The organism is Streptomyces sp. NPDC091416 (genome assembly GCF_044756845.1).
Classification (GTDB): Bacteria; Actinomycetota; Actinomycetes; order Streptomycetales; family Streptomycetaceae; genus Streptomyces.
This window is the reverse complement of the sequence record NZ_JBIVTU010000001.1, coordinates 304,290-324,839: the sequence shown is the minus strand read 5'-3', so window position 1 is coordinate 324,839 and position 20,550 is coordinate 304,290. Positions and strand designations below refer to the sequence as shown.

The 20,550-nt window shown below is 69.8% G+C and carries 17 protein-coding genes and 1 riboswitch; of the genes, 8 read left to right on the top strand and 9 right to left on the bottom strand.

The features are described from left to right. The first annotated feature begins 68 nt into the window (after positions 1-68). Positions 69-800, top strand: a complete 732-nt coding sequence (locus tag ACIQMX_RS01205; RefSeq protein WP_363066438.1) for a D-Ala-D-Ala carboxypeptidase family metallohydrolase — start codon at positions 69-71, stop codon at positions 798-800. A 44-nt stretch (positions 801-844) separates the two neighbouring features. On the opposite strand, the gene ACIQMX_RS01200 is transcribed toward ACIQMX_RS01205, so the two are convergent. Both ACIQMX_RS01200 and ACIQMX_RS01195 read right to left on the bottom strand, forming a co-directional pair. Further along, positions 845-2,749, bottom strand: coding sequence for a family 20 glycosylhydrolase (locus ACIQMX_RS01200; RefSeq protein WP_402474276.1), 1,905 nt, complete (start codon positions 2,747-2,749; stop codon positions 845-847). A gap of 104 nt (positions 2,750-2,853) precedes the next feature. Continuing rightward, positions 2,854-3,828 (bottom strand): helix-turn-helix domain-containing protein, encoded by a 975-nt coding sequence (locus ACIQMX_RS01195; RefSeq protein WP_363066434.1) that lies wholly within the window; start codon positions 3,826-3,828, stop codon positions 2,854-2,856. Positions 3,829-3,909: 81 nt separating this feature from the next. Here ACIQMX_RS01195 and ACIQMX_RS01190 point away from each other — a divergent pair, with 81 nt between their 5' ends. Next, on the top strand, positions 3,910-4,122 hold the full coding sequence (locus ACIQMX_RS01190; RefSeq protein ID WP_402474274.1) for a hypothetical protein: 213 nt from the start codon (positions 3,910-3,912) through the stop codon (positions 4,120-4,122). Positions 4,123-4,127: 5 nt separating this feature from the next. Here the strand turns inward: ACIQMX_RS01190 and ACIQMX_RS01185 are convergent, their stop codons facing one another. From ACIQMX_RS01185 to ACIQMX_RS01160, 6 genes are all read right to left on the bottom strand, one after another. Continuing rightward, positions 4,128-5,144: a ribonucleotide-diphosphate reductase subunit beta gene (locus ACIQMX_RS01185; protein ID WP_363066430.1), complete on the bottom strand. Its 1,017-nt coding sequence runs from the start codon at positions 5,142-5,144 to the stop codon at positions 4,128-4,130. Then, positions 5,144-7,522 (bottom strand): ribonucleoside-diphosphate reductase subunit alpha, encoded by a 2,379-nt coding sequence (locus tag ACIQMX_RS01180; RefSeq protein WP_402474270.1) that lies wholly within the window; start codon positions 7,520-7,522, stop codon positions 5,144-5,146. The genes ACIQMX_RS01185 and ACIQMX_RS01180 overlap by 1 nt, the downstream gene beginning before the upstream one ends. A 134-nt stretch (positions 7,523-7,656) precedes the next feature. Further along, positions 7,657-7,792, bottom strand: a riboswitch (cobalamin riboswitch). Between the two features lie 41 nt (positions 7,793-7,833). Then, the gene (locus ACIQMX_RS01175) at positions 7,834-8,346 is read right to left on the bottom strand and encodes a GNAT family N-acetyltransferase (RefSeq protein ID WP_363066426.1); all 513 of its coding nucleotides are present in this window, start codon (positions 8,344-8,346) and stop codon (positions 7,834-7,836) included. A 116-nt stretch (positions 8,347-8,462) separates the two neighbouring features. Then, positions 8,463-10,097: a monocarboxylate uptake permease MctP gene (gene mctP / locus ACIQMX_RS01170; protein ID WP_363066424.1), complete on the bottom strand. Its 1,635-nt coding sequence runs from the start codon at positions 10,095-10,097 to the stop codon at positions 8,463-8,465. Then, positions 10,094-10,348: a DUF3311 domain-containing protein gene (locus ACIQMX_RS01165; protein ID WP_148020649.1), complete on the bottom strand. Its 255-nt coding sequence runs from the start codon at positions 10,346-10,348 to the stop codon at positions 10,094-10,096. The genes mctP and ACIQMX_RS01165 overlap by 4 nt, the downstream gene beginning before the upstream one ends. Before the next feature lie 246 nt (positions 10,349-10,594). Then, positions 10,595-11,365 carry a GntR family transcriptional regulator gene (locus ACIQMX_RS01160; protein ID WP_326666331.1) on the bottom strand — a complete coding sequence of 257 codons (771 nt, stop codon included), beginning with the start codon at positions 11,363-11,365 and terminating at the stop codon, positions 10,595-10,597. 280 nt (positions 11,366-11,645) lie between these two features. On the opposite strand from ACIQMX_RS01160, the gene ACIQMX_RS01155 reads away from it, so the two are divergent. From ACIQMX_RS01155 to ACIQMX_RS01140, 4 genes are all read left to right on the top strand, one after another. Then, positions 11,646-12,926 carry an extracellular solute-binding protein gene (locus ACIQMX_RS01155; RefSeq protein ID WP_363066422.1) on the top strand — a complete coding sequence of 427 codons (1,281 nt, stop codon included), beginning with the start codon at positions 11,646-11,648 and terminating at the stop codon, positions 12,924-12,926. A gap of 97 nt (positions 12,927-13,023) precedes the next feature. Further along, a complete protein-coding gene (locus ACIQMX_RS01150) occupies positions 13,024-14,016 on the top strand; it encodes a carbohydrate ABC transporter permease (RefSeq protein WP_402474267.1) in 993 nt (330 codons plus the stop codon). Continuing rightward, the gene (locus tag ACIQMX_RS01145; protein ID WP_363066420.1) at positions 14,013-14,843 is read left to right on the top strand and encodes a carbohydrate ABC transporter permease; all 831 of its coding nucleotides are present in this window, start codon (positions 14,013-14,015) and stop codon (positions 14,841-14,843) included. The genes ACIQMX_RS01150 and ACIQMX_RS01145 overlap by 4 nt, the downstream gene beginning before the upstream one ends. Positions 14,844-14,851: 8 nt before the next feature. Continuing rightward, positions 14,852-16,372, top strand: coding sequence for a glycoside hydrolase family 3 protein (locus tag ACIQMX_RS01140; protein WP_363066418.1), 1,521 nt, complete (start codon positions 14,852-14,854; stop codon positions 16,370-16,372). Positions 16,373-16,638: 266 nt separating this feature from the next. Here the strand turns inward: ACIQMX_RS01140 and nagB are convergent, their stop codons facing one another. After that, entirely contained in the window at positions 16,639-17,424 is a 786-nt protein-coding gene (nagB, locus tag ACIQMX_RS01135; protein WP_363066416.1) for a glucosamine-6-phosphate deaminase, read from the bottom strand. Between the two features lie 217 nt (positions 17,425-17,641). On the opposite strand from nagB, the gene ACIQMX_RS01130 reads away from it, so the two are divergent. Both ACIQMX_RS01130 and ACIQMX_RS01125 read left to right on the top strand, forming a co-directional pair. After that, on the top strand, positions 17,642-18,712 hold the full coding sequence (locus ACIQMX_RS01130; protein ID WP_363066414.1) for an SIS domain-containing protein: 1,071 nt from the start codon (positions 17,642-17,644) through the stop codon (positions 18,710-18,712). 361 nt (positions 18,713-19,073) lie between these two features. Further along, on the top strand, positions 19,074-20,540 hold the full coding sequence (locus ACIQMX_RS01125; RefSeq protein ID WP_402475557.1) for a sensor histidine kinase: 1,467 nt from the start codon (positions 19,074-19,076) through the stop codon (positions 20,538-20,540). Positions 20,541-20,550 lie beyond the last annotated feature (10 nt).

The window sequence follows — 20,550 nt, the reverse complement described above, 5'->3', positions numbered from 1 at the left end:
ATAGTTGACGCGCGTCGACTCGTCCGCCAGGCTCACACTCCACATCTTCTTCGCGGTAGGGAGCCCTCATGATCAGACGTTCCGCACGACTCCTGCTCGGCCTTGTCATGACCATGGCATTCGCTTTGGGCGGTGCGGTGGTGACCGCCGGCACCGCACAGGCCGACGACTGCTACACCTGGACCCGCACCCTCTCCTCGGGTGCCACCGGCAACGACGTCGTCCAGCTGCAGATCCGGGTGGCCGGGTACCCCGGGTACAACTCCGTACTCGCCATCGACGGCTCCTACGGGCCCGCCACCACCGCCGCCGTCAAGCGCTTCCAGGCCGCCTACGGCCTGGCCGCCGACGGAATCGCCGGCCCCGCCACCCAGTCCAAGCTCTACGCCCTCCAGGACGGCGACTGCACACCCGCCCACTTCACGTACGCCGAGCTCAACCGCTGCAACAGCACCTGGGCGGGTGGTGCCGTCGCGGCGGGCACGGCCAAGGCCAACGCGCTGAGCACCATGTGGAAGCTGGAGGCGCTGCGCCACGCGCTCGGTGACCGTCCGATCACGGTCAACAGCGGTTTCCGCTCCACGTCCTGCAACAGCGCGGCCGGCGGTGCCTCGAACAGCCGCCATCTGTACGGCGACGCGGCGGACCTGGGCGGGATCGCCTTCTGCACCCTCGCCCAGCAGGCCCGGTACCACGGGTTCAACGGGATCCTCGGCCCGGGCTACCCGGACCACAACGACCACGTCCACGTGAACCAGGGCCCGAGCCACTACTGGTCGGCGCCCAACTGCGGCATCTGACACGCCTGTGGGGCCCGCCGCACCGGCGGGCCCCACAGCCGCGGTCAGGCGGACTTCGCCGTCAGGCGCGTCCCGCCCGTCGTCTGCACCGCGGCGCCGTCCGCGGCCCGCTCCGTCAGCCGGAGCTGCGAGACGGCGTTCCGCAGGACCAGGGCGCCGGTGCCGGCGTCCAGCTGCCAGCGCTGTGTGCGCGCGCCCGCCGCGCAGGTCCCGAGCGACAGCTCGGCCCCCACCTCCAGCGGAGCCCCCAGGTACTTCTTCCCGCGCACCGCGTCCAGGCACAGGCCGCTCTCCGCGGACTTCACGGTGTAGTAGCCGTCCGCGGTCCCCGCGAGCGTCCAGGCCGCCTTCGCGTCCCGGGCCAGTGCCACCCCGGCGTCCGCGCCGGGCGCCAGCGCCTTCGCGCCCGCGGTCAGCCGGTACGTGCCGTCGGCCAGCGGGGAGCGGTCGGTGTTGTCCCAGCCCGGGGCGTGCCCGATCCTCCGGGCCAGCGCCTCGAAACCGGCGTACGTCCCACTGGGCTTCGGACCGCCCCAGGTGGCCTGGGCGATGAAGCGCAGCGGCATGAAGGCCTTCGCCTCGACCTCGTTCTCGGTCTCGGCCGCCGCGCTGTCCGGCCACAGGCTGATCTTCGCGCCGGTCAGGTTCGCCGCCGTGGCCGGCAGCGTCTGGCCCTCGAAGCGCAGGGGCGTCCAGTCGCTCTCGTACAGCTCCCGGGTCTTCATCGTGTAGCCGCCGCGCACCAGATAGAGCGCGTACGCGGAGTTCATGACCGGGCGGCCCTCCGCCATCAGTGCGGACGGCTGCTGGATGGCGCCGCCGCCGAGCCAGTGCTCGACGGTGATGTCATGGTCGAGGGGGACGACGCCGTTGCGGCCCATCAGGCCGTCGTTCCAGATCCGCAGCGACCGGCCGGCGGCCTTCACATGGGCGTTGACCTGGTTGATGAAGTCGGCGAAGAGGTCGTCCGGGGTTGCCGAGGCGCCGAACCGCGCGGTCGCGGCCGTCTGCAGCTGCGGATAGTTCGGGTACGAGGAGCCGATCATGTACTCGTCGGCGCCCATGTGCCAGGTGCGGGTGCCCCAGACCTCCAGGGCCTCGTCGACCATCGAGGTGTAGTACGCCAGCGCCTCGGGGCGTGAGATGTCCAGCCGGGGCGGCGAAGGGACGCCCTCCTTGTCCTTGAGCTGGAGCTCCGGGTGGTTCTCCAGGTAGGTGTCCATGTGGCCGGGGGAGTTGATCTCCGGCACCAGGTCGATGTGGTACTTCTTCGCCATCGCGACCAGGGCCCGCACCTGCGGCTTCGTGTAGTAGCCCCAGAACGCCGACCCGGGGTCGACATCGCTCCTGACCTTCGCCTCGATCCAGAGCTGGTTGAGCTTCTGCGAGGCCATGTCCTTCATCAGCCGCTCGAACCAGGGCAGCGACACGTTGATGTAGCAGGCACACACCCCGACCCCGCGCTCGCGGTACGCGGGCACGTCGGTCGCCGAACCGCGCGCGGCCCGCCCGTCGCCGTTGAGCAGCTGGAGCACCGTGCGTGAACCGTAGAACACACCCGCCGACGTCGCGGCGGTGACCGTGACCCGGTCGCCGACGTCGAGGCGGTAGCCCTCCGCGCCCAGCGAGCCCTTCAGGGACGGGTCCTGGCGCAGCACGATGTCACCGGCGCGGGCCCTGCCCCGCGAGACCGGGGCCTTCCCCGCCAGCTCGCCCGCGAACCGCGCCGCGTCGGCCGCCGTGCGCTGCTCGCGCACCCCGTCCAGCACGATCCGCGCCCGGTCCGTGAGGGTGAACTCCCCCTCACCGGCCTGCCACTGCCGCAGCGACGGCAGCACCTCGGGCGGCGGCGCGGCGGCGGCCGCGTCCTTCGCCGAGGCGCTCTGCAGGGGCAGCAGAGTGGCGGCGAGCGCGGCCACCACGGCCCCGATGGTCCTTCGTTTAGCCATCCGGATGTCCATGCGCCCGACCCTGTCGCGTCGCCGGCGGCCCGGTCCATGGACAGGTGAAGGAAACGGTTGGACGAATGGTCCGACGTAATTCCTGCGAACGATCAGGCGACTTCGGTCAGTTCGACCGGGCCGCGGAAGGTCCGTCGGTATGCGTTCGGCGTGGTTCCCAGGGAGCGTACGAACTGATGGCGGAGTGCGGCGGCATTGCCGAAGCCGGTCTGCCCGGCGATCGTATCCATCGTTTCATCGGATGTCTCCAGGAGGTGCTGCGCCAGGAGCACCCGCTGGCGCAGCAGCCAGCGGTACGGCGTGGTGCCCGTCTCCTGCTGGAAGCGGCGGGCGAACGTGCGCGGTGACATGTGCGCCTGGGCGGCCAGCTGTTCGACGGTCATCTCCTGGTCGAGGTGGCGCTCCATCCAGGCGAGCGTGTCGCCGACCGTGTCGCAGCGGGTGCGGGGCAGCGGGCGCTGGATGTACTGCGCCTGGCCGCCGTCACGGTGCGGCGGCACCACCATGCGGCGGGCGATGGTGTTGGCGGTGGCGGTCCCGTACGCCTGGCGGACCAGATGCAGGCAGGCGTCGATCCCCGCGGCCGTGCCCGCCGACGTGATGACCGGGCCCTCGTCCACGTACAGCACGTCCGGCTCCACGATCGCGCGGGGGAAGCGGCGCGCCAGCTCGTCGGCGTGGCGCCAGTGGGTGGTGCAGCGCCGCCCGTCCAGCAGGCCGGCCGCGCCCAGCACGTACGCCCCCGAGCAGACGCTCAGCACCCTGGCCCCGCGGTCCACGGCCCGCCGCAGCGCCTCCAGGACCTTTTCCGGGTACTCCCGGTCCACGAAGTGGGTACCGGCCGGGACGGCGATGAGGTCGGCCTCCTCCAGGCGGTCCAGGCCGTGGGGGGTGGTGATGGTGAACCCGGCATGGGTGCGGAGCACCGGGCCCTCGGCGGAGACCACGGCGAAATCGTGCACCGGCAGTCCCTCCTCGCTGCGGTCGAGTCCGAACACCTCGCACAGGACCCCGAGTTCGAAAGGGTTCACATCGTCGAGCAGCAGGGCGGCCACGTTTTTCAGCATGACCTCAGTGTGGCAGTAATTCGATGCTCCATGACAGTCCTGCCACTGCCGCGATCGGCCCGGACCGGCGAGAGTAGAGGCATGAACACATTCCTGAACTTCCTGGGCATATCCGCTGTTTTCGCTCTCGTCCTGCTGCCGGTGCTGGCCGGTATCGCCCGCGAACGCCGCATCGACCGTGAACTGAGGGAGGCGGAACGGGCCCGGAGCGCCGAACCCCCGCGAACGGCGGACGCCGCACGGCCGGTGAGGGCCGCACGGCGTCCGTACGTCAGGAGCTGGGCGAGGATCTGAACGGCCTAGAAGTCGTCGTCGAAGCCGACCGTGCCCTCGACGGCCACCTGATAGGCGGACGGGCGGCGCTCGAAGAAGTTCGTCAGCTCCTGGACGCCCTGGAGCTCCATGAACGAGAACGGGTTCTCCGAGCCGTACACCGCGGGGAAGCCCAGCCGGGTCAGCCGCTGGTCCGCGACGCACTCCAGGTACTGGCGCATCGACTCGGTGTTCATCCCGGGCAGGCCCTCGCCGCACAGGTCCCGGCCGAACTGCAGTTCCGCCTCGACGGCCTCCTTCAGCATGTCGGTGACCTGCTGCTGGAGCGCGTCGTCGAAGAGGTCGGGCTCCTCCTTGCGGACGGTGTCCACGACCTCGAACGCGAAGTTCATGTGCATCGTCTCGTCACGGAACACCCAGTTGGTGCCCGTGGCGAGGCCGTGCAGCAGCCCGCGCGAGCGGAACCAGTACACGTACGCGAAGGCGCCGTAGAAGAACAGCCCCTCGATGCACGCCGCGAAGCAGATCAGGTTCAGCAGGAAACGGCGGCGGTCCGCCTTCGTCTCCAGCCGGTCGATCTTCTCGACCGAGTCCATCCACTTGAAGCAGAACTGCGCCTTCTCGCGGATCGACGGGATCTCCTCGACCGCGTCGAAGGCGGCCGCCCGGTCGTCCGGGTCGGGCAGGTAGGTGTCCAGCAGCGTCAGATAGAACTGGACGTGCACGGCCTCCTCGAAGAGCTGCCGCGACAGGTACAGCCGCGCCTCGGGGGAGTTGATGTGCTTGTACAGCGTCAGCACGAGGTTGTTGGAGACGATCGAGTCGCCCGTCGCGAAGAACGCGACCAGCCGGCCGATCATGTGCTGCTCGCCCGGCGAGAGCTTGGCGAGGTCGGCGACGTCGGAGTGGAGGTCGACCTCCTCCACCGTCCAGGTGTTCTTGATCGCGTCCCGGTAGCGCTCGTAGAAGTCCGGGTAACGCATCGGCCGCAGGGTCAGTTCGAAGCCCGGGTCCAGCAGGTTCTTGTCGTTGGTGGAGCTCATTACTGGCAGGCCTCGCAGGACTCGGGGTTTTCGAGGGAACAGGCGATCGCGTCCGCGTCGGGCGCGGGTGCCTGCTCGGGGATCGGGGCGGCGGACGCCGCACGGGCGATCCGGGTCGCCGGGCGGGAGCGCAGGTAGTACGTCGTCTTCAGCCCCTGCTTCCAGGCGTACGCGTACATCGAGGAGAGCTTGCCGATCGTCGGCGTCTCCAGGAACAGGTTGAGCGACTGGCTCTGGTCGAGGAACGGCGTACGGGCCGCAGCCATGTCGATCAGTCCGCGCTGCGGGATCTCCCACGCCGTGCGGTACAGCGCCCGCACCTCCTCGGGGATCCAGGCGAAGCCCTGCACCGAGCCGCTCGCCTCGCGCAGCGCCTCGCGGGTCCGCGCGTCCCACACGCCGAGCTGCTTCAGCTCGTCCACCAGATACGCGTTGACCTGGAGGAACTCACCGCTGAGCGTCTCGCGCTTGAACAGGTTGGAGACCTGCGGCTCGATGCACTCGTACACACCCGCGATCGAGGCGATCGTCGCCGTCGGCGCGATCGCCAGCAGCAGCGAGTTGCGCATCCCGGTCTTCGCCACCCGGGCCCGCAGCGCGTCCCAGCGCTCCGGCCAGTTCAGCTCGGTGTCGTAGTGGTCCGGGTGCAGCACACCGCGGGCGGCACGCGTCTCGGACCACGCCGGCAGCGGGCCCGAACGCTCCGCGAGGTCGCAGGACGCCTCGTACGCCGCGAGCATGATGCGCTCGGAGATCTTCGTCGACAGGGCGCGGGCCTCGGGCGAGTCGAAGGGCAGCCGCAACTGGAAGAAGACGTCCTGGAGGCCCATCGCGCCCAGGCCCACCGGCCGCCAGCGGGCGTTGGACCGGCCTGCCTGCTCGGTCGGGTAGAAGTTGATGTCCACGACCCGGTCGAGGAACGTCACGGCGGTACGGACGGTCGCGTCGAGGCGCTCCCAGTCGATCGCGCCGCCCTCGACGAAGGCGCCGAGGTTGACCGAGCCCAGGTTGCAGACGGCCGTCTCGCCGTCGTCGGTGACTTCAAGGATCTCGGTGCACAGGTTCGAGGAGTGCACGACCCGGCCCGGCTCGGCGGTCTGGTTCGCGGTCCGGTTGGAGGCGTCCTTGAACGTCATCCAGCCCTGGCCGGTCTGCGCGAGGGTCCGCATCATGCGGCCGTAGAGCTCACGAGCCTGCATGGTCCTGCGGGCCAGCCCCTTGGCCTCCGCCGCCCGGTAGGCGGCGTCGAACGCGTCGCCCCACAGGTCGACCAGCTCGGGCACGTCGGCCGGGGAGAACAGCGACCAGGTGCCGTCCGCGTCGACCCGGCGCATGAACTCGTCGGGGATCCAGTGCGCCAGGTTGAGGTTGTGCGTACGCCGCTGGTCCTCGCCCGTGTTGTCGCGCAGCTCCAGGAACTCCTCGATGTCCGCGTGCCACGTCTCCAGATAGACGGCGGCGGCGCCCTTGCGCCGGCCGCCCTGGTTCACCGCGGCGACCGAGGCGTCGAGCGTCTTCAGGAACGGCACGATGCCGTTGGAGTGCCCGTTGGTGCCGCGGATCAGCGAACCGCGGGCGCGGATGCGGGAGTACGAGAGGCCGATGCCGCCCGCGTGCTTAGAGAGGCGCGCCACCTGGTGGTAGCGGTCATAGATCGAGTCCAGCTCGTCCAGCGGGGAGTCCAGCAGGTAGCAGGAGGACATCTGCGGGTGCCGGGTGCCGGAGTTGAAGAGCGTGGGGGAGGAGGGCAGGTAGTCCAGCCGGCTCATCAGCCCGTACAGCGCGGCTACCTCGTCCAGAGCGCGCGCGGAGTTGTCCTCGGCCAGACCGGAGGCGACCCGCAGCATGAAGTGCTGCGGGGTCTCGATGACCTGGCGGGTGAGAGGGTGGCGCAGCAGGTAGCGGCTGTACAGGGTGCGCAGGCCGAAGTAGCCGAAGCGGTCGTCCGCGCCGTCGGCGAGCGACTGGGCGACGATCGCGTCCAGGGCGGCGGCGTGGAGGGTCACGAACTCGGCGGTGCGGTCGGCGATCAGGCCCTCGCGGTGACCGACGGCGACCGATGCGGAGAACGAGGTCGCGCCCTGCCCGGCCGCCTCGTCCGCGATGGTGCGGGTGAGGAGGCGGGCGGCGAGCCGGGAGTAGGCGGGGTCCTCGGAGATCAGGCCCGCGGCGGCCTCGGTGGCCAGCGAGCGCAGCTCGGCCTCGTCCGACCGGGCGTTGCGGCCGCGCAGTGCTGCGGCGGCGACGCGTCCGGGGTCGGTGTCGGGCAGGTCGGCGGTGAGGTCGGTCAGGGTCCGCAGCAGTGCGGTTCCCGGTCCGTCGCTCGTGCTTCCCGTTGATTCGGCCGCTGAAACCGGACCGGCTGGCGCGATGGTCACGCGGTGCTCTCCCTCGCTCGGCTCGGGGCCTCGGTGGAGCGGGGGGCGGCCGGGCGGAGCGCGCCAGGGCAGCGCTCCGTGCGGCGTCCACCGGCCCATCCACGAGGCCCGGACGTCTGGGCATCCGGATCGGACGAGCCGGATGCGCTGTCGGCAGGACCTCGGACTGGAGGTGCGCAAAAGGCACCGAACATACCGTTGCGGGACAGTTCCGGATTCGCACCGGATTTCCCTGCGGCGACAGCGAGCACGAGCATACATGTGGGGGCTGCCGGATGCGGCAGCCCCCACATGTTGTGTCGTGCCTGCGCTCACGCCGCAGGGCGAAGCTCCAGACGGAACGTCAGCAGCGTCAGACCGGCGACGGGGCTCCAGTCCCTCTCCGGTGTGCGGACGAAGCCGAGGCGCTGGTAGATCCGGTGGGCCCCGTGCATCGCCGGCTGCGTCGACAGGACGATCCCCGTGACCCCCGCGGTACCCCGTGCGCGGTCGATACAGGCCCGTACGAGCGCCTCCCCGGCTCCTGCGCCCCGGGCCTCGGGGGAGACCGCCAGGGTCCGGAATTCCGCCTCGTCCGCCGCGGCGATGTCGGCCCACGGGTTGCCCGGCGGGGCGTAGGTGACCCCGCCCAGGACATGGCCCCGCGCGTCGGCGGCCACCAGCACCTCGGCCTCGGCGGCCCGGCGGGGGACGTCGCGCAGCTGGACCAGGTACGGGTCGTCGGCGCCGAGGTCCAGGAGGCCGTCGCCGAGGTAGGCCCCGGCGGTGATCTCGCCGAGGAGTGCGTGTTCGGCGGGCTCGATCGGCCGGATCGTCATGTCCATGGGGGCAGTCTGCCGCACGGGCGGGCCGTGGCCGCAAGCGGATATCGGGGGTACGGGAACGGGCCGCCGCGCCCCTCCGGGGAGGAGTGCGGCGGCCCGCTCACGCATGCCGTCGGTCAGTGGCCGCCCGGAGCACCGGCGGTGGCCGGCGGCAGCTCGGTCTTCACGCCCGGGTCGCCCGCGTCCGCGGTGTAGTCGCCCGGGGAGGTCTCGTCGATGCCGGCGGGCGCCTTCACGGCGTTCAGGACGAACGTGAGGACGACGACGACCACGACGTTCAGCACGAAGGCCGTCAGACCGATGTAGCCGATCTCGCCGAGGCCGGGGATCTCCTTGGAGGACCCGCCGAAGTGCTTCTGGGTCGGGCTGGCGACCCCGTACGCGGCGAGGGTCCCGTACAGCATGCCGACCGCCCAGCCCGCGAGCAGCGCCCAGCGGTGGAACCACCGGGTGAACAGTCCGCCGACCAGGGCCGGCATCGTCTGGAGGATCCAGATCCCGCCGAGCAGCTGGAAGTTGATCGCGACCGTCTTGTCCATGGTGAGGACGAAGGCGAGCGCGCCGACCTTCACCAGCAGCGACACCAGCTTGGAGACCTTGGTCTCCTGCGCGGGGGTGGCGTCCGGCTTCAGGAAGTCCTTGTAGATGTTGCGGGTGAACAGGTTCGCCGCGGCGATCGACATGATCGCCGCCGGCACCAGGGCGCCGATGCCGATCGCGGCGAAGGCCACGCCCGCGAACCAGTCGGGGAACATGTTCTCGAACAGCTGCGGGATCGCCAGCTGGCCGTTGTCCACCTTGACGCCGGCGGCGATCGCCATGAAGCCGAGCAGCGCGAGCAGGCCCAGCATCAGCGAGTACAGCGGCAGGATCGTCGTGTTGCGGCGGATCACGTCACGGCTGCGGCTGGAGAGCGTCGCCGTGATCGAGTGCGGGTACATGAAGAGCGCCAGCGCCGAGCCGAGGGCCAGGGTGGCGTAACCCCACTGTCCCGCCTCGCCGGGGGCGAGTCCGGCCACCGGTTTCCCGGCCGCCTCGTTCTTCGCGGAGAACGCCTCGCCTGCCTTGGCGAAGATGTCGTCGAAGCCGCCGAGCTTGATCGGGATGTAGATGATCGCCACGGCGATGACCAGGTAGATGAGCCCGTCCTTGACGAACGCGATCAGCGCGGGAGCGCGCAGCCCGGAGGAGTACGTGTACGCGGCGAGCACCGCGAACGCGATCAGCAGCGGCAGGTCCTTGATGAACCAGTGCGTGTTCTCGCCGCCACCGACGCCCATCACGTCCAGCACCGCCTGGATGCCGACGAGTTGGAGAGCGATGTACGGCATCGTGGCGAGGATGCCGGTGACGGCGACCGCCAGCGAGAGCCCCTTGGAACCGAAGCGGCCGCGGACGAAGTCCGAGGTGGTGACGTAGCCGTGCTTGTGCGAGACCGACCACAGGCGCGGCAGGAACGTGAAGATCAGCGGATACACCAGGATGGTGTAGGGCACCGCGAAGAAGCCGGCCGCGCCCGCCGCGTAGATCGCCGCCGGGACGGCGACGAAGGTGTACGCCGTGTAGAGGTCGCCGCCGAGCAGGAACCAGGTGACCCAGGTGCCGAACGACCTTCCGCCCAGCCCCCATTCGTCGAGGCTGGCCTCGTTCTCGGCCTTGCGCCAGCGGGCGGCCATGAAGCCGATGACCGTGACGGCCAGGAAGAAGAAGATGAAGACGCCGAGTGCGACGCCGTTCACGCCGTCCTTCATGCTGACGCACCTCCCTTGCGGGCGCGCTGGTCACGCTGCCACAGCTTGTACGCGACCATCGTGAGCGCCGTCGAGATCAGCACCCAGAGCATCTGGTACCAGTAGAAGAACGGGATCCCGATGAAGGTCGGGTCGACCTTGGCGTACGAACTCACCCAGAGCATCGCCACGAACGGCGCGACGAGGCACAGGGCGATGACCACCCGCACGGGTGTGACGGTCGGTGGTTTTCCTTCGGGCTCTTCCGGCATGGCGGCGACTCCGTCCCCTCACTGATCACCTGTAATGCGCAGGAAATCTAGGCGAGGGTCCCGCCCACCGTCACCCCCTGTCCGCATTGCGGTCCGGCAACGGTCCTGAGGCGTATGCCAGATGGTCGAAATGACGCCATACGTCGGGGAGTTGGTGCAGACCAATAGCCGCCGCGGGGCGGGGCGGGGCAGCGGACAGCCCCCGTGGGAACACTTCCACGGGGGCTGTCCGGAGTGACGGCGTCCTCAGTCCAGCGGACGCTTCAGGCGGGCCACGAACTTGTAGCGGTCGCCCCGGTAGACCGAGCGGACCCATTCGACGGGCTCGCCCTGTCCGTCCAGTGAGTGCCGGGACAGCATCAGCATCGGCAGGCCCACGTCCGTGCCGAGCAGGCCGGCCTCGCGCGGGGTGGCGAGGGAGGTCTCGATGGTCTCCTCGGCTTCCGCCAGCCGCACGTCGTACACCTCGGCCAGGGCCGTGTACAGGGAGGTGTACTTGACCAGTGAACGCCGCAGCGCGGGAAAGCGTTTGGCCGAGAGGTGGGTGGTCTCGATCGCCATCGGCTCACCGCTCGCCAGGCGCAGCCGTTCGATCCGCAGTACGCGGCCGCCCGTGGTGATGTCGAGCAGTCCGGCCAGTGTGTCGTCGGCCGTCACATAACCGATGTCCAGGAGCTGGGACGTCGGTTCGAGTCCCTGGGCGCGCATGTCCTCGGTGTACGAGGTGAGCTGCAGGGCCTGCGAGACCTTCGGCTTGGCGACGAAGGTGCCCTTGCCCTGGATGCGCTCCAGCCGGCCCTCGACGACCAGTTCCTGAAGCGCCTGGCGCACGGTGGTGCGCGAGGTGTCGAACTCGGCGGCCAGGGTCCGCTCCGGGGGCACGGGCGTGCCCGGCGGCATCGTGTCCGTCATGTCGAGCAGATGTCGCTTCAGCCGGTAGTACTTCGGGACGCGCGCGGTACGCGTGCCCGCGCCCGCGCCCGTCTCGTTCTCCGCACTGCCCCCGTCGGCACCCATGGCCCGCCTTCCCGACTGCTGCGTTGCTGCCGTCACCGGCTCCTCCGTCTGTCGCGGCTCACATGGTGGCACGGTCCGGTCACGGCTCGTCGCCCTCCCTCAGGTGTCGGTCCTATAACGGACGCGAGTGCACTTCTTATACACCCTTGACACCCCTAAAGGTCTAGGCCAAGCTCCCGGTACTGGTCTAAACCATTAAAGACCAGGTTCCAGCCCCAGTAGTACTCGTCGACGATTTTGCGCGGTGGGCGGGGGTTGCAGCATCCCTGAGGAGGGTGGCGTGAAGCGCAAGCTCATCGCGGCGATCGGCGTCGCGGGCATGGTGTTCGGCATGGCGGCGTGTGGTTCGGATGACGACGGTGACGGCAAGAAGGCCGGAGCCGAGGGTTACGCGGGTCAGACCCTGACGGTCTGGACGATGTCCGGCTCGAACCCCCCCGGTTGGACCAAGACGGTCACCGAGGAGTTCGAGAAGAAGACCAAGGCCAAGCTGAAGATCGAAGTCCAGGAATGGAACGGTATTCAGCAGAAGGTCACCACGGCCCTCTCCGAGTCCAACCCGCCCGACGTCCTGGAGATCGGTAACACCCAGACCCCGGCGTACGCCAAGACCGGCGGTCTCGCCGAGCTCGCCGACGTGAAGAAGGAGATCGGCGGCGCCTGGCCCGACGCGGTCAACGCCCCCTCCGTCTACGAGGGCAAGCAGTACGCGCTGCCGTGGTACTTCGGTAACCGCGTCGTGATGTACAACAAGAAGGTCTTCAAGGACGCCGGTATCACCGAGACGCCGAAGACCCGCGCCGACCTCTTCAAGGCCTTCGACGCCATCAAGGAGAAGGGCGACGCCGAGCCCGTCTACCTGCCCGGCCAGAACTGGTACTTCTTCGACGGCCTGCTCGTCGGCAAGGGTGTCGAGCCGGTCAAGAAGGAGGGCGACAAGTACGTCTCCAACCTGGCCGACCCGAAGGTCGGCGAGGCCATGGACGTGTACAAGCAGTACCAGTCCTACTCCAAGGCCCCCAAGGACAAGGACGAGGCCACCCCGCAGCAGGCCGAGGTCTTCGCCAAGGGCAAGACCGGCGCCATCATCGCGATGGGCTACGAGGCCGGCACCGCGATCGCGGCCAACCCGAAGATCAAGGACGACATCGGCTTCTTCACCATCCCCGGTGAGACCGCCGACAAGCCCGAGGGCGTCTTCCTCGGTGGCTCCAACTTCGCCGTTGCCGCGGGCAGCAAGAAGCAGGACCTGGCCAAGGAGTTCCTGAGGATCGCGCTCAGCGAGGCGAACGACGGCGCGCTCGTCAAGGAAGCCGGCTGGACCCCGAAGTCCGAGGCCATGCAGAAGTTCGCCGTGGGCCAGCCCGCCGCCGAGGCCGCCGGCCCCGCCGCCGCCAAGTCCGGTGGCACGACGCCGCTGATCCCGGAGTGGGCGCCGGTCGAGAACCCGCCGAACCCGATCAAGACCTACATGACGCTGGTCCTGCAGGGTAAGTCCTCCGCCGACGCCGCCAAGCAGGTCGAGGACGAGCTCAACAAGCGCCTGTCCCAGCAGCAGTAGTAGCAGTAGCGCGATACACGCCGGGGCTGCGGGTTCCACCCGCCGCCCCGGCTGTACGCACCGTTCCGGTAGGGCTCTGTTGGAAGTGATGGCGAGCATGGCAGTGCACACCAATCCGTCGGACGTGGCGAAGTCGGCCCCGACCGACGGGCAGGGCGGGAAACCACCCGCCGGTCGGGGCGGGGGACGCAAGCAGAAGCCGGGCGTGGGGATCGCGCCCTACCTGCTGCTGGTACCCGCACTCGCAGTAACGGCGATTCTCCTCGGCTATCCCCTGGTGAAGAACGGCATGCTGTCGTTCCAGAACCTCAACATGGGACAGCTGATCCAGCACGTCACCGAATGGAACGGGTTCAAGAACTACGAGGAGATCCTCGGCGGCGAGGACTTCTGGCGCGTCACCGTCCGCACGATCGTCTTCACCGGCGTCAACGTCGCACTGATCATGCTGCTCGGCACGCTGATCGGGCTGCTGCTCGCCCGCCTCGGCAAGAAGATGCGGCTGACCCTGATGCTGGGCCTGGTGCTCGCCTGGGCGATGCCCGTCATCGCGGCGTCCACGGTCTACCAGTGGCTCTTCGCCTCACGCTTCGGCGTCGTGAACTACGTGCTCGACAAGGTCGGCTTCCACTCCATGGCCGACTACAACTGGACGGGCTCACAGCTCTCCACCTTCTTCGTGGTCACGCTGCTGATCGTGTGGCAGTCGATCCCGTTCGTGGCGATCAACCTCTACGCGGCCACCACGACCATCCCCAAGGAACTGTACGAAGCCGCCTCGCTCGACGGAGCCGGCGTCTGGAAGAGCTTCACCTCGGTGACGTTCCCCTTCATGCGGCCCTTCCTCTACGCCACGACCTTCCTCGAAGTCATCTGGGTGTTCAAGGCGTTCCCGCAGATCTTCACCATCAACGAGGGCGGCCCCAACCGCCTCACGGAGACGTTGCCGATCTACGCCTTCGTCGAAGGAGTCGGCAACCAGCACTACGGTATGGGTGCCGCCATCTCGCTGCTCACCATCCTGATCATGCTGGGGCTGACCTCGTACTACCTCCGCATCGTTCTCAAGCAAGAGGAGGACGAGCTGTGAAGCGCTCCCTGCTCGGCCGCATCTGGCCCAACGCAACGGCGATCGTCCTCTTCGCCGCCCTGGTCTTCCCCGTCTACTGGATGTTCACCACGGCGTTCAAGCCGACCGGCGACATCATCACCGAGACGCCGGTCTGGTTCCCGACCGAGATCACGTTCGAGCACTTCAAGACCGCGTACAACGCGCCGGACTTCCTCACACTGGTCAGGAACTCGCTGACCGTCACGCTGTGCGCCGTCGTGTTCTCGCTGATCATCGCGCTCTTCGCGTCGTTCGCGCTGGCCCGGATGCGGTTCAAGGGCCGCAAGAGCATGATCCTGGTCTTCATGATCGCGCAGATGGCCCCGTGGGAGGTCATGGTCATCGCGATCTACATGCTGGTCCGCGACGCGGACATGCTCAACAGCCTGGTTCCGCTGACCCTCTTCTACATGGTCATGGTGCTGCCCTTCACCATCCTGACGCTCCGCGGCTATGTCGCCGCCGTGCCCAAGGAGCTGGAGGAGTCCGCCATGGTCGACGGATGCAGCCGCCCGCAGGCGTTCATCAAGGTGATCCTGCCGCTGCTCGCCCCCGGTCTGATGGCCACCTCGCTGTTCGGCTTCATCACGGCGTGGAACGAATTCCCGCTCGTCCTGATCCTCAACAAGGATCCCGAAGCCAAGACGCTGCCGCTGTGGCTCTCGCAGTTCCAGAGTCAGTTCGGCGACGACTGGGGTGCCACCATGGCGGCGGCCTCGATCTTCGCGGTCCCGATCCTGATCCTCTTCGTCTTCCTGCAGCGTAAGGCCGTCAGCGGTCTCACCGACGGCGCCGTGAAGGGATAACGCCTCCCATGACCACCCTCGTATCCACCACGGACACCGTCACCCGCGACGCCCTCGCCGTCCTGCAGCCGGGCTTCACCGGCACCACGGCGCCGGAGTGGCTGCTGCGCCGGGTCGGCGAAGGACTCTCCTCCGTCGGGCTGTTCGGCCGCAACATCGAGTCGCCCGAGCAGCTCGCCGCGCTCACCGCCCAGCTCCGCGCCGAGCGTGACGACGTGCTCGTCGCGATCGACGAGGAGGGCGGCGACGTCACCCGGCTGGAGGTGCGGCACGGCTCGTCCTTCCCGGGCAACCTGGCGCTCGGCTCCGTCGACGACGTCGCGCTGACCCGTGCCGTCGCCCAGGAGCTGGGCCGGCGGCTCGCCGAATGCGGCGTCAACCTCAACTGGGCGCCGTCCGCGGACGTCAACTCCAACCCGGGCAACCCGGTCATCGGGGTACGGTCCTTCGGCGCCGACCCGCACCTGGTCGCCCGGCACACCGCCGCGTACGTCGAGGGCCTCCAGGCCGCCGGCGTCGCCGCCTGCACCAAGCACTTCCCGGGGCACGGCGACACCGCGGTCGACTCGCACCACGCGCTGCCCCGCATCGACGTGGACCTGGAGACCCTGCACGCCCGTGAACTGGTGCCGTTCCGGGCCGCCATCGCAGCGGGTTCCAAATCGGTGATGAGCGCGCACATCCTGCTCGGGGCGCTCGACCCGGACCGCCCGGCGACGCTGAGTCCGCAGATCCTCACGGGTCTGCTGCGTGAGGAGCTGGGCTACGACGGCCTGATCGTCACGGACGGCATGGAGATGCAGGCCATCTCCGCGACGTACGGAATCGAGCGCGGCTCCGTCCTCGCGATCGCCGCGGGCGCCGACGCGATCTGCGTCGGCGGCGGGCTGGAGGACGAGGCCACCGTGCTGCGGCTGCGCGACGCGCTGGTCGCGGCGGTCCGTGCCGGTGAACTGCCCGAGGAGCGGCTGGCTGACGCCGCGGCCCGGGTACGGGCCCTCGCGTCCTGGACGCAGCGGGCCAGGGGGGCGGTCTCGGAGCCGGGCGCGGCAGTGCAGGAGGGGACCGCGCCCGGCACCGGTTCGGACATCGGCCTGATCGCCGCCCGCCGCGCGGTGAAGGTGACCGGCACGGCCGCACCGCTCACCAAGCCTCCGTACGTCGCCGCGTTCACCCCGGTCGCGAACATCGCGGTCGGCGACGAGACGCCGTGGGGCGTCGCCGCCGAACTGACCAGGCTGCTGCCGGGCACCGAGACCGGCACGTACAGCGGCGGGACCGAGGCCCCCGGGGCCGGTGTGCTGCGGGCCGCGGGGGAGCGGCGCATCGTCGCGGTCGTCCGCGACGTGCACCGCCACCCGTGGATGACCGAGGCCCTCGACACGGTGCTCGCGGCACGCCCGGACACGATCGTGGTCGAGATGGGCGTCCCCCAGGCCACCCCCAGGGGCGCGCTCCACATCGCCACCCACGGCGCCGCCAGGGTCTGCGGCCTGGCAGCAGCGGAAGCGATCACCCCGCCGAAGTAGCACCGGGCCACCACGGGGCCGGCCCGGACACCACCGCCCCGGGCGGGCAGACCAAGCCCGCCCGGTGATCGAGGGCGATGCCTGCGCCGGACGGGGGCGGTCACGTTCGAGCCCGTCCGGCGATTGAGGACAAGCCCCGGCCGGACGGGGACCGGCGCATTCGAGCCCGCCCGGCGATCGGGGCAGAGCGTCCACGCGGAACGCACCCGCACGCAAGAGGGCCGGGACACCACACGGTGCCCCGGCCCTCCCGCGTACCGCCAGAACTAAATGCCCTGCCACAGCGGCTTCGCCGCATACGTGGCGCGGAAGTAGTCCGCCAGCTTCAGCTTCGACGCCGCCGCCTCGTCGACCACGACCGTTGCGTGCGGGTGCAGCTGCAGCGCCGACGCGGGCACGATCGCGGCGACCGGTCCCTCGACCGTCTGTGCCACGGCGTCCGCCTTGCCCTCGCCCGTCGCGAGCAGGATCGGGTGGCGGGACTCCAGGATCGTGCCGATGCCCTGGGTGATGACGTGGTGCGGAACCTGCTCGATGTCGTCGTCGAAGAAGCGCGCGTTGTCGACCCGCGTCTGCTCGGTCAGCGTCTTGATCCGGGTGCGCGAGGCGAGCGAGGAGCACGGCTCGTTGAACCCGATGTGTCCGTCCGTACCGATGCCGAGCAGCTGGAGGTCCACCCCGCCGGCGTCGGCGAGCGCCTGGTCGTACGCCTCGCAGGCGGCCTGGACGTCCTCGGCGGAGCCGTCGGGGCCCATGAACGACGCCTCCGAGAGCCCGAGCGGCTCGACGACCTCGCGCAGCACCACGGAGCGGTACGACTCCGGGTGGCCCGTCGGCAGCCCCACGTACTCGTCGAGCTGGCAGATGCGGGCGCGCGACGCGTCCACTGCGCCGGAGCGGACCTTCTCGGCCAGCGCCCGGTAGATGGGCAGCGGGGTCGATCCGGTGGCAACGCCGAGAAGGGCGTCGGGCTTACGGCTGAGCAGGGCGCCGATGGCCCCCGCGATCAGTTCGCCGCCTGCCTTGGCGTCCGGGACGATGACAACTTCCACGCGGGGCCTGCCGATCTAGAGTGAAGACATGTGGTATAGACCAATCTAAGTCCTAATCTAGCAGAATTCCCGCCCCCGGACACGGCCCCCCGGGCCTCCGTGGGCCCCGCGTTTCGGGGCGCGTCGGCGCCTTCCCGCCGGGGCCGTCCGCTGGCGGGCCCGCGATGCCCCGTGTTGACTTGACCGACGCACCGCGACACCCCGGGAGGCACCAGACATGTCCGCCACGTACCCGGCCGACGAGGGCGAGCAGCCCGGCCGGATCATGTCCGGCGAAATGGCCGAGCAGCCCGAGATGCTGCGGCGCATCCTCGACCGGGGGGCGCCCGCCATCCGGGCGGTGGCGGCCGAGATCGCGGCCCGCAAGCCCCGCTTCGTCCTGCTCACCGCCCGCGGCACGTCGGACAACGCCGCGCTCTACGCCAAGTACCTGATGGAGATCACGCTCGGTCTGCCCTGCGGCCTGGCCTCGATGTCCACGACCACCGCGTACGGCGCGAAGCCGGACCTCAGGGACGTCCTGGTCATCACCGTGAGCCAGTCCGGCGGATCGCCCGACCTGGTGGCGTCGACGAAGGCCGCCCGGGAGGCCGGCGCGGTCACGCTCGCGGTGACCAACAGTCCGGACTCACCGCTCGCCGCGGTCTCCGAGTACCACATCGACATCCTGGCCGGGCCGGAGAAGGCCCTCCCGGCCACCAAGACGTACACCGCCTCGCTGCTCTGCCTGTACCTCTTCGTGGAAGGGCTGCGCGGCGGCGACGGCGCGGCGGCCGCGATCCTGCCGGAACTCGCCGGGGCGATCCTGGCGCGCAGGGAAGAGGTCAAGGCCCTGGCGTCCCGCTACCGCTTCGCCGAGCGCATGGTGATCACCTCGCGCGGCTACGGCTACCCCACGGCCAAGGAAGCCGCCCTGAAGCTGATGGAGACCAGTTACATCCCCGCGCTGTCGTACTCCGGCGCCGATCTGCTGCACGGTCCGCTCGCGATGGTCGACAACATCTCCCCCGTGATCGCCGTGGTCACCGACGGCCGGGGCGGCGAGGCCCTGCAGCCGGTGCTCGACCGGCTGCGCGGCCGTGGAGCGGACCTTTTCGTGGTCGGCCCGAAGGCCCAGGTGGAAGCGGCCTCCGCGGGCTTCGTGCTGCCCACGGCCGGGGTCGCCGAAGAGGTCCAGCCGATCCTGGAGATCCTGCCGCTGCAGATGCTGGCCTACGAGGTGACGATCGCCCGCGGCCAGGACCCGGACGCGCCGCGCGCGCTCGCGAAGGTCACGGAAACCCGCTGACCCGCCGACTCGGCCTCCGGAAACACCCGCGGGCCGCGGCGCCGGGCCGGGACCCTCAGCCCGACCAGCACCGCAGCCCGGAGTAGGACCGCCCGTGAGGGCGATCGGCTCGGCCGGCGGTGTGCGGTGCCCCCGGCCGGGGAGAGGTACCGGCGCAGTCAGGGCAGAGAGCGCGGGTACCTCGTTCCGCTCTCCTGTGCGGGGAGAGCGGAGGCTCTGTCTTCAGCATTGTGGACTAGACCACTCACGGTGTCCATCCGTGGGGCACGGTGATTTCCGGTCCCTCCTCCTGCACGTACGGGCGGGCCGTCCGGTTCGGAACCTGTCCGCATCCACAGGTACGCTCGCACACGTGCCCTCCATGAACGACCTCGTCCGCCAGCACACCGCCCTGAGTGACACCGACCTCGAGTGGCTCCATCTGCTGGTCTCGGAGTGGCAACTGCTCTCCGACCTGTCCTTCGCCGACCTCGTTCTCTGGGTCCCCACGCGTGACGGTACCCGCTACGTGTCCGTCGCCCAGATGCGGCCCAACACCGGCCCCACCTCCTACCAGGACGACATGGTCGGCCATCTGGTCCCGCGCGGCCGCCGTCCGCTGCTGGACGCGGCGCTGGACGAGGGCCGGATCGTGCGCGAGGGCGACCCGGAGTGGCGGGAGGAGGTCCCCGTACGGGTCGAGTCGATCCCCGTACGCAGGGAGGGCCGCGTGCTGGGTGTCATCGCGCGCAACACCAACCTGCTCACGGTCCGCACCCCGTCCCGGCTGGAGCTCACCTACCTCCAGTCCGCCTCCGACCTGGCGCAGATGATCGCGGCCGGGTCCTTCCCGTTCCCCGGCCAGCAGGTCGACATGGACGCCTCGCCGCGCGTCGGCGACGGGCTGGTCCGCCTCGACGCCGACGGAGTCGTCCAGTACGCCAGCCCCAACGGCCTCTCCGCCTATCACCGCCTGGGCCTCGCCTCCGACCTGGTCGGACAGCATCTCGGCGGGATCACGGCCGAACTGGCGCCCTCCCGCGGCCCGGTGGACGAGGCGCTGGTCAAACTGGCCAGCGGTTACGCGCCACGGGAGTTCGAGGTCGAGTGCGCGGGCGGTGTGATCCAGCTCCGGGCGATCCCCCTCAAACCCAAGGGCGTCCGCATCGGCTCGCTGGTCCTGCTGCGAGACGTCACCGAACTGCGTCGTCGTGAACGCGAGTTGATCACGAAGGACGCCACCATCCGGGAGATCCACCACCGGGTGAAGAACAACCTCCAGACGGTGGCTGCCCTGTTGCGTCTGCAGGCCCGGCGAATGGACTCCCCGCAGGGCCGTGAGGCGCTCAACGAGGCGGTCCGGCGCGTCGGTTCGATCGCCATCGTCCATGAGACGCTGTCCCAGAATCTGGACGAGCGGGTGGAGTTCGACGAGATCGCCGACCGGGTCATCGCCATGGTCGCCGAGATCTCCCCGGGCAAGGTCACCTGCCGGCGCACCGGACGCTTCGGCATCCTCGACGCCGAAGTGGCCACGCCGCTGGCGATGGTCCTCACCGAAGTGCTGCAGAACGCCCTGGAGCACGCGTTCGGCGTGGCCGAGTCCGGCACGGTCGAGGTCTCCGCGGTGCGCGGCGGTTCGCCCACGGAAGGGCGGCTGCTGATCACCGTTCAGGACGACGGGTGCGGCCTGCCCGAGGGATTCGACCCGCAGCGCGCCGGGAATCTGGGCCTCCAGATCGTGCGGACGCTGGTGGAGGGCGAGCTGAGCGGCTCGTTCGGCATGGTGCCGGCACCCGAACGCGGTACCCAGATCGTCCTCGACCTCCCGGTCCGCGCCGACAAGTAGCACGTATGAA

What these genes read in the sequence shown, in the direction of transcription:
- ACIQMX_RS01205 (WP_363066438.1), top strand. Translation starts at nt 69, where the DNA reads ATGATCAGACGTTCCGCACGACTCCTGCTCGGCCTTGTCATGACCATG.
- ACIQMX_RS01200 (WP_402474276.1), bottom strand. Translation starts at nt 2,749, where the DNA reads ATGGCTAAACGAAGGACCATCGGGGCCGTGGTGGCCGCGCTCGCCGCC.
- ACIQMX_RS01195 (WP_363066434.1), bottom strand. Translation starts at nt 3,828, where the DNA reads ATGCTGAAAAACGTGGCCGCCCTGCTGCTCGACGATGTGAACCCTTTC.
- ACIQMX_RS01190 (WP_402474274.1), top strand. Translation starts at nt 3,910, where the DNA reads ATGAACACATTCCTGAACTTCCTGGGCATATCCGCTGTTTTCGCTCTC.
- ACIQMX_RS01185 (WP_363066430.1), bottom strand. Translation starts at nt 5,144, where the DNA reads ATGAGCTCCACCAACGACAAGAACCTGCTGGACCCGGGCTTCGAACTG.
- ACIQMX_RS01175 (WP_363066426.1), bottom strand. Translation starts at nt 8,346, where the DNA reads ATGGACATGACGATCCGGCCGATCGAGCCCGCCGAACACGCACTCCTC.
- mctP (WP_363066424.1), bottom strand. Translation starts at nt 10,097, where the DNA reads ATGAAGGACGGCGTGAACGGCGTCGCACTCGGCGTCTTCATCTTCTTC.
- ACIQMX_RS01165 (WP_148020649.1), bottom strand. Translation starts at nt 10,348, where the DNA reads ATGCCGGAAGAGCCCGAAGGAAAACCACCGACCGTCACACCCGTGCGG.
- ACIQMX_RS01160 (WP_326666331.1), bottom strand. Translation starts at nt 11,365, where the DNA reads ATGGGTGCCGACGGGGGCAGTGCGGAGAACGAGACGGGCGCGGGCGCG.
- ACIQMX_RS01150 (WP_402474267.1), top strand. Translation starts at nt 13,024, where the DNA reads ATGGCAGTGCACACCAATCCGTCGGACGTGGCGAAGTCGGCCCCGACC.
- ACIQMX_RS01140 (WP_363066418.1), top strand. Translation starts at nt 14,852, where the DNA reads ATGACCACCCTCGTATCCACCACGGACACCGTCACCCGCGACGCCCTC.
- ACIQMX_RS01130 (WP_363066414.1), top strand. Translation starts at nt 17,642, where the DNA reads ATGTCCGCCACGTACCCGGCCGACGAGGGCGAGCAGCCCGGCCGGATC.
- ACIQMX_RS01125 (WP_402475557.1), top strand. Translation starts at nt 19,074, where the DNA reads ATGAACGACCTCGTCCGCCAGCACACCGCCCTGAGTGACACCGACCTC.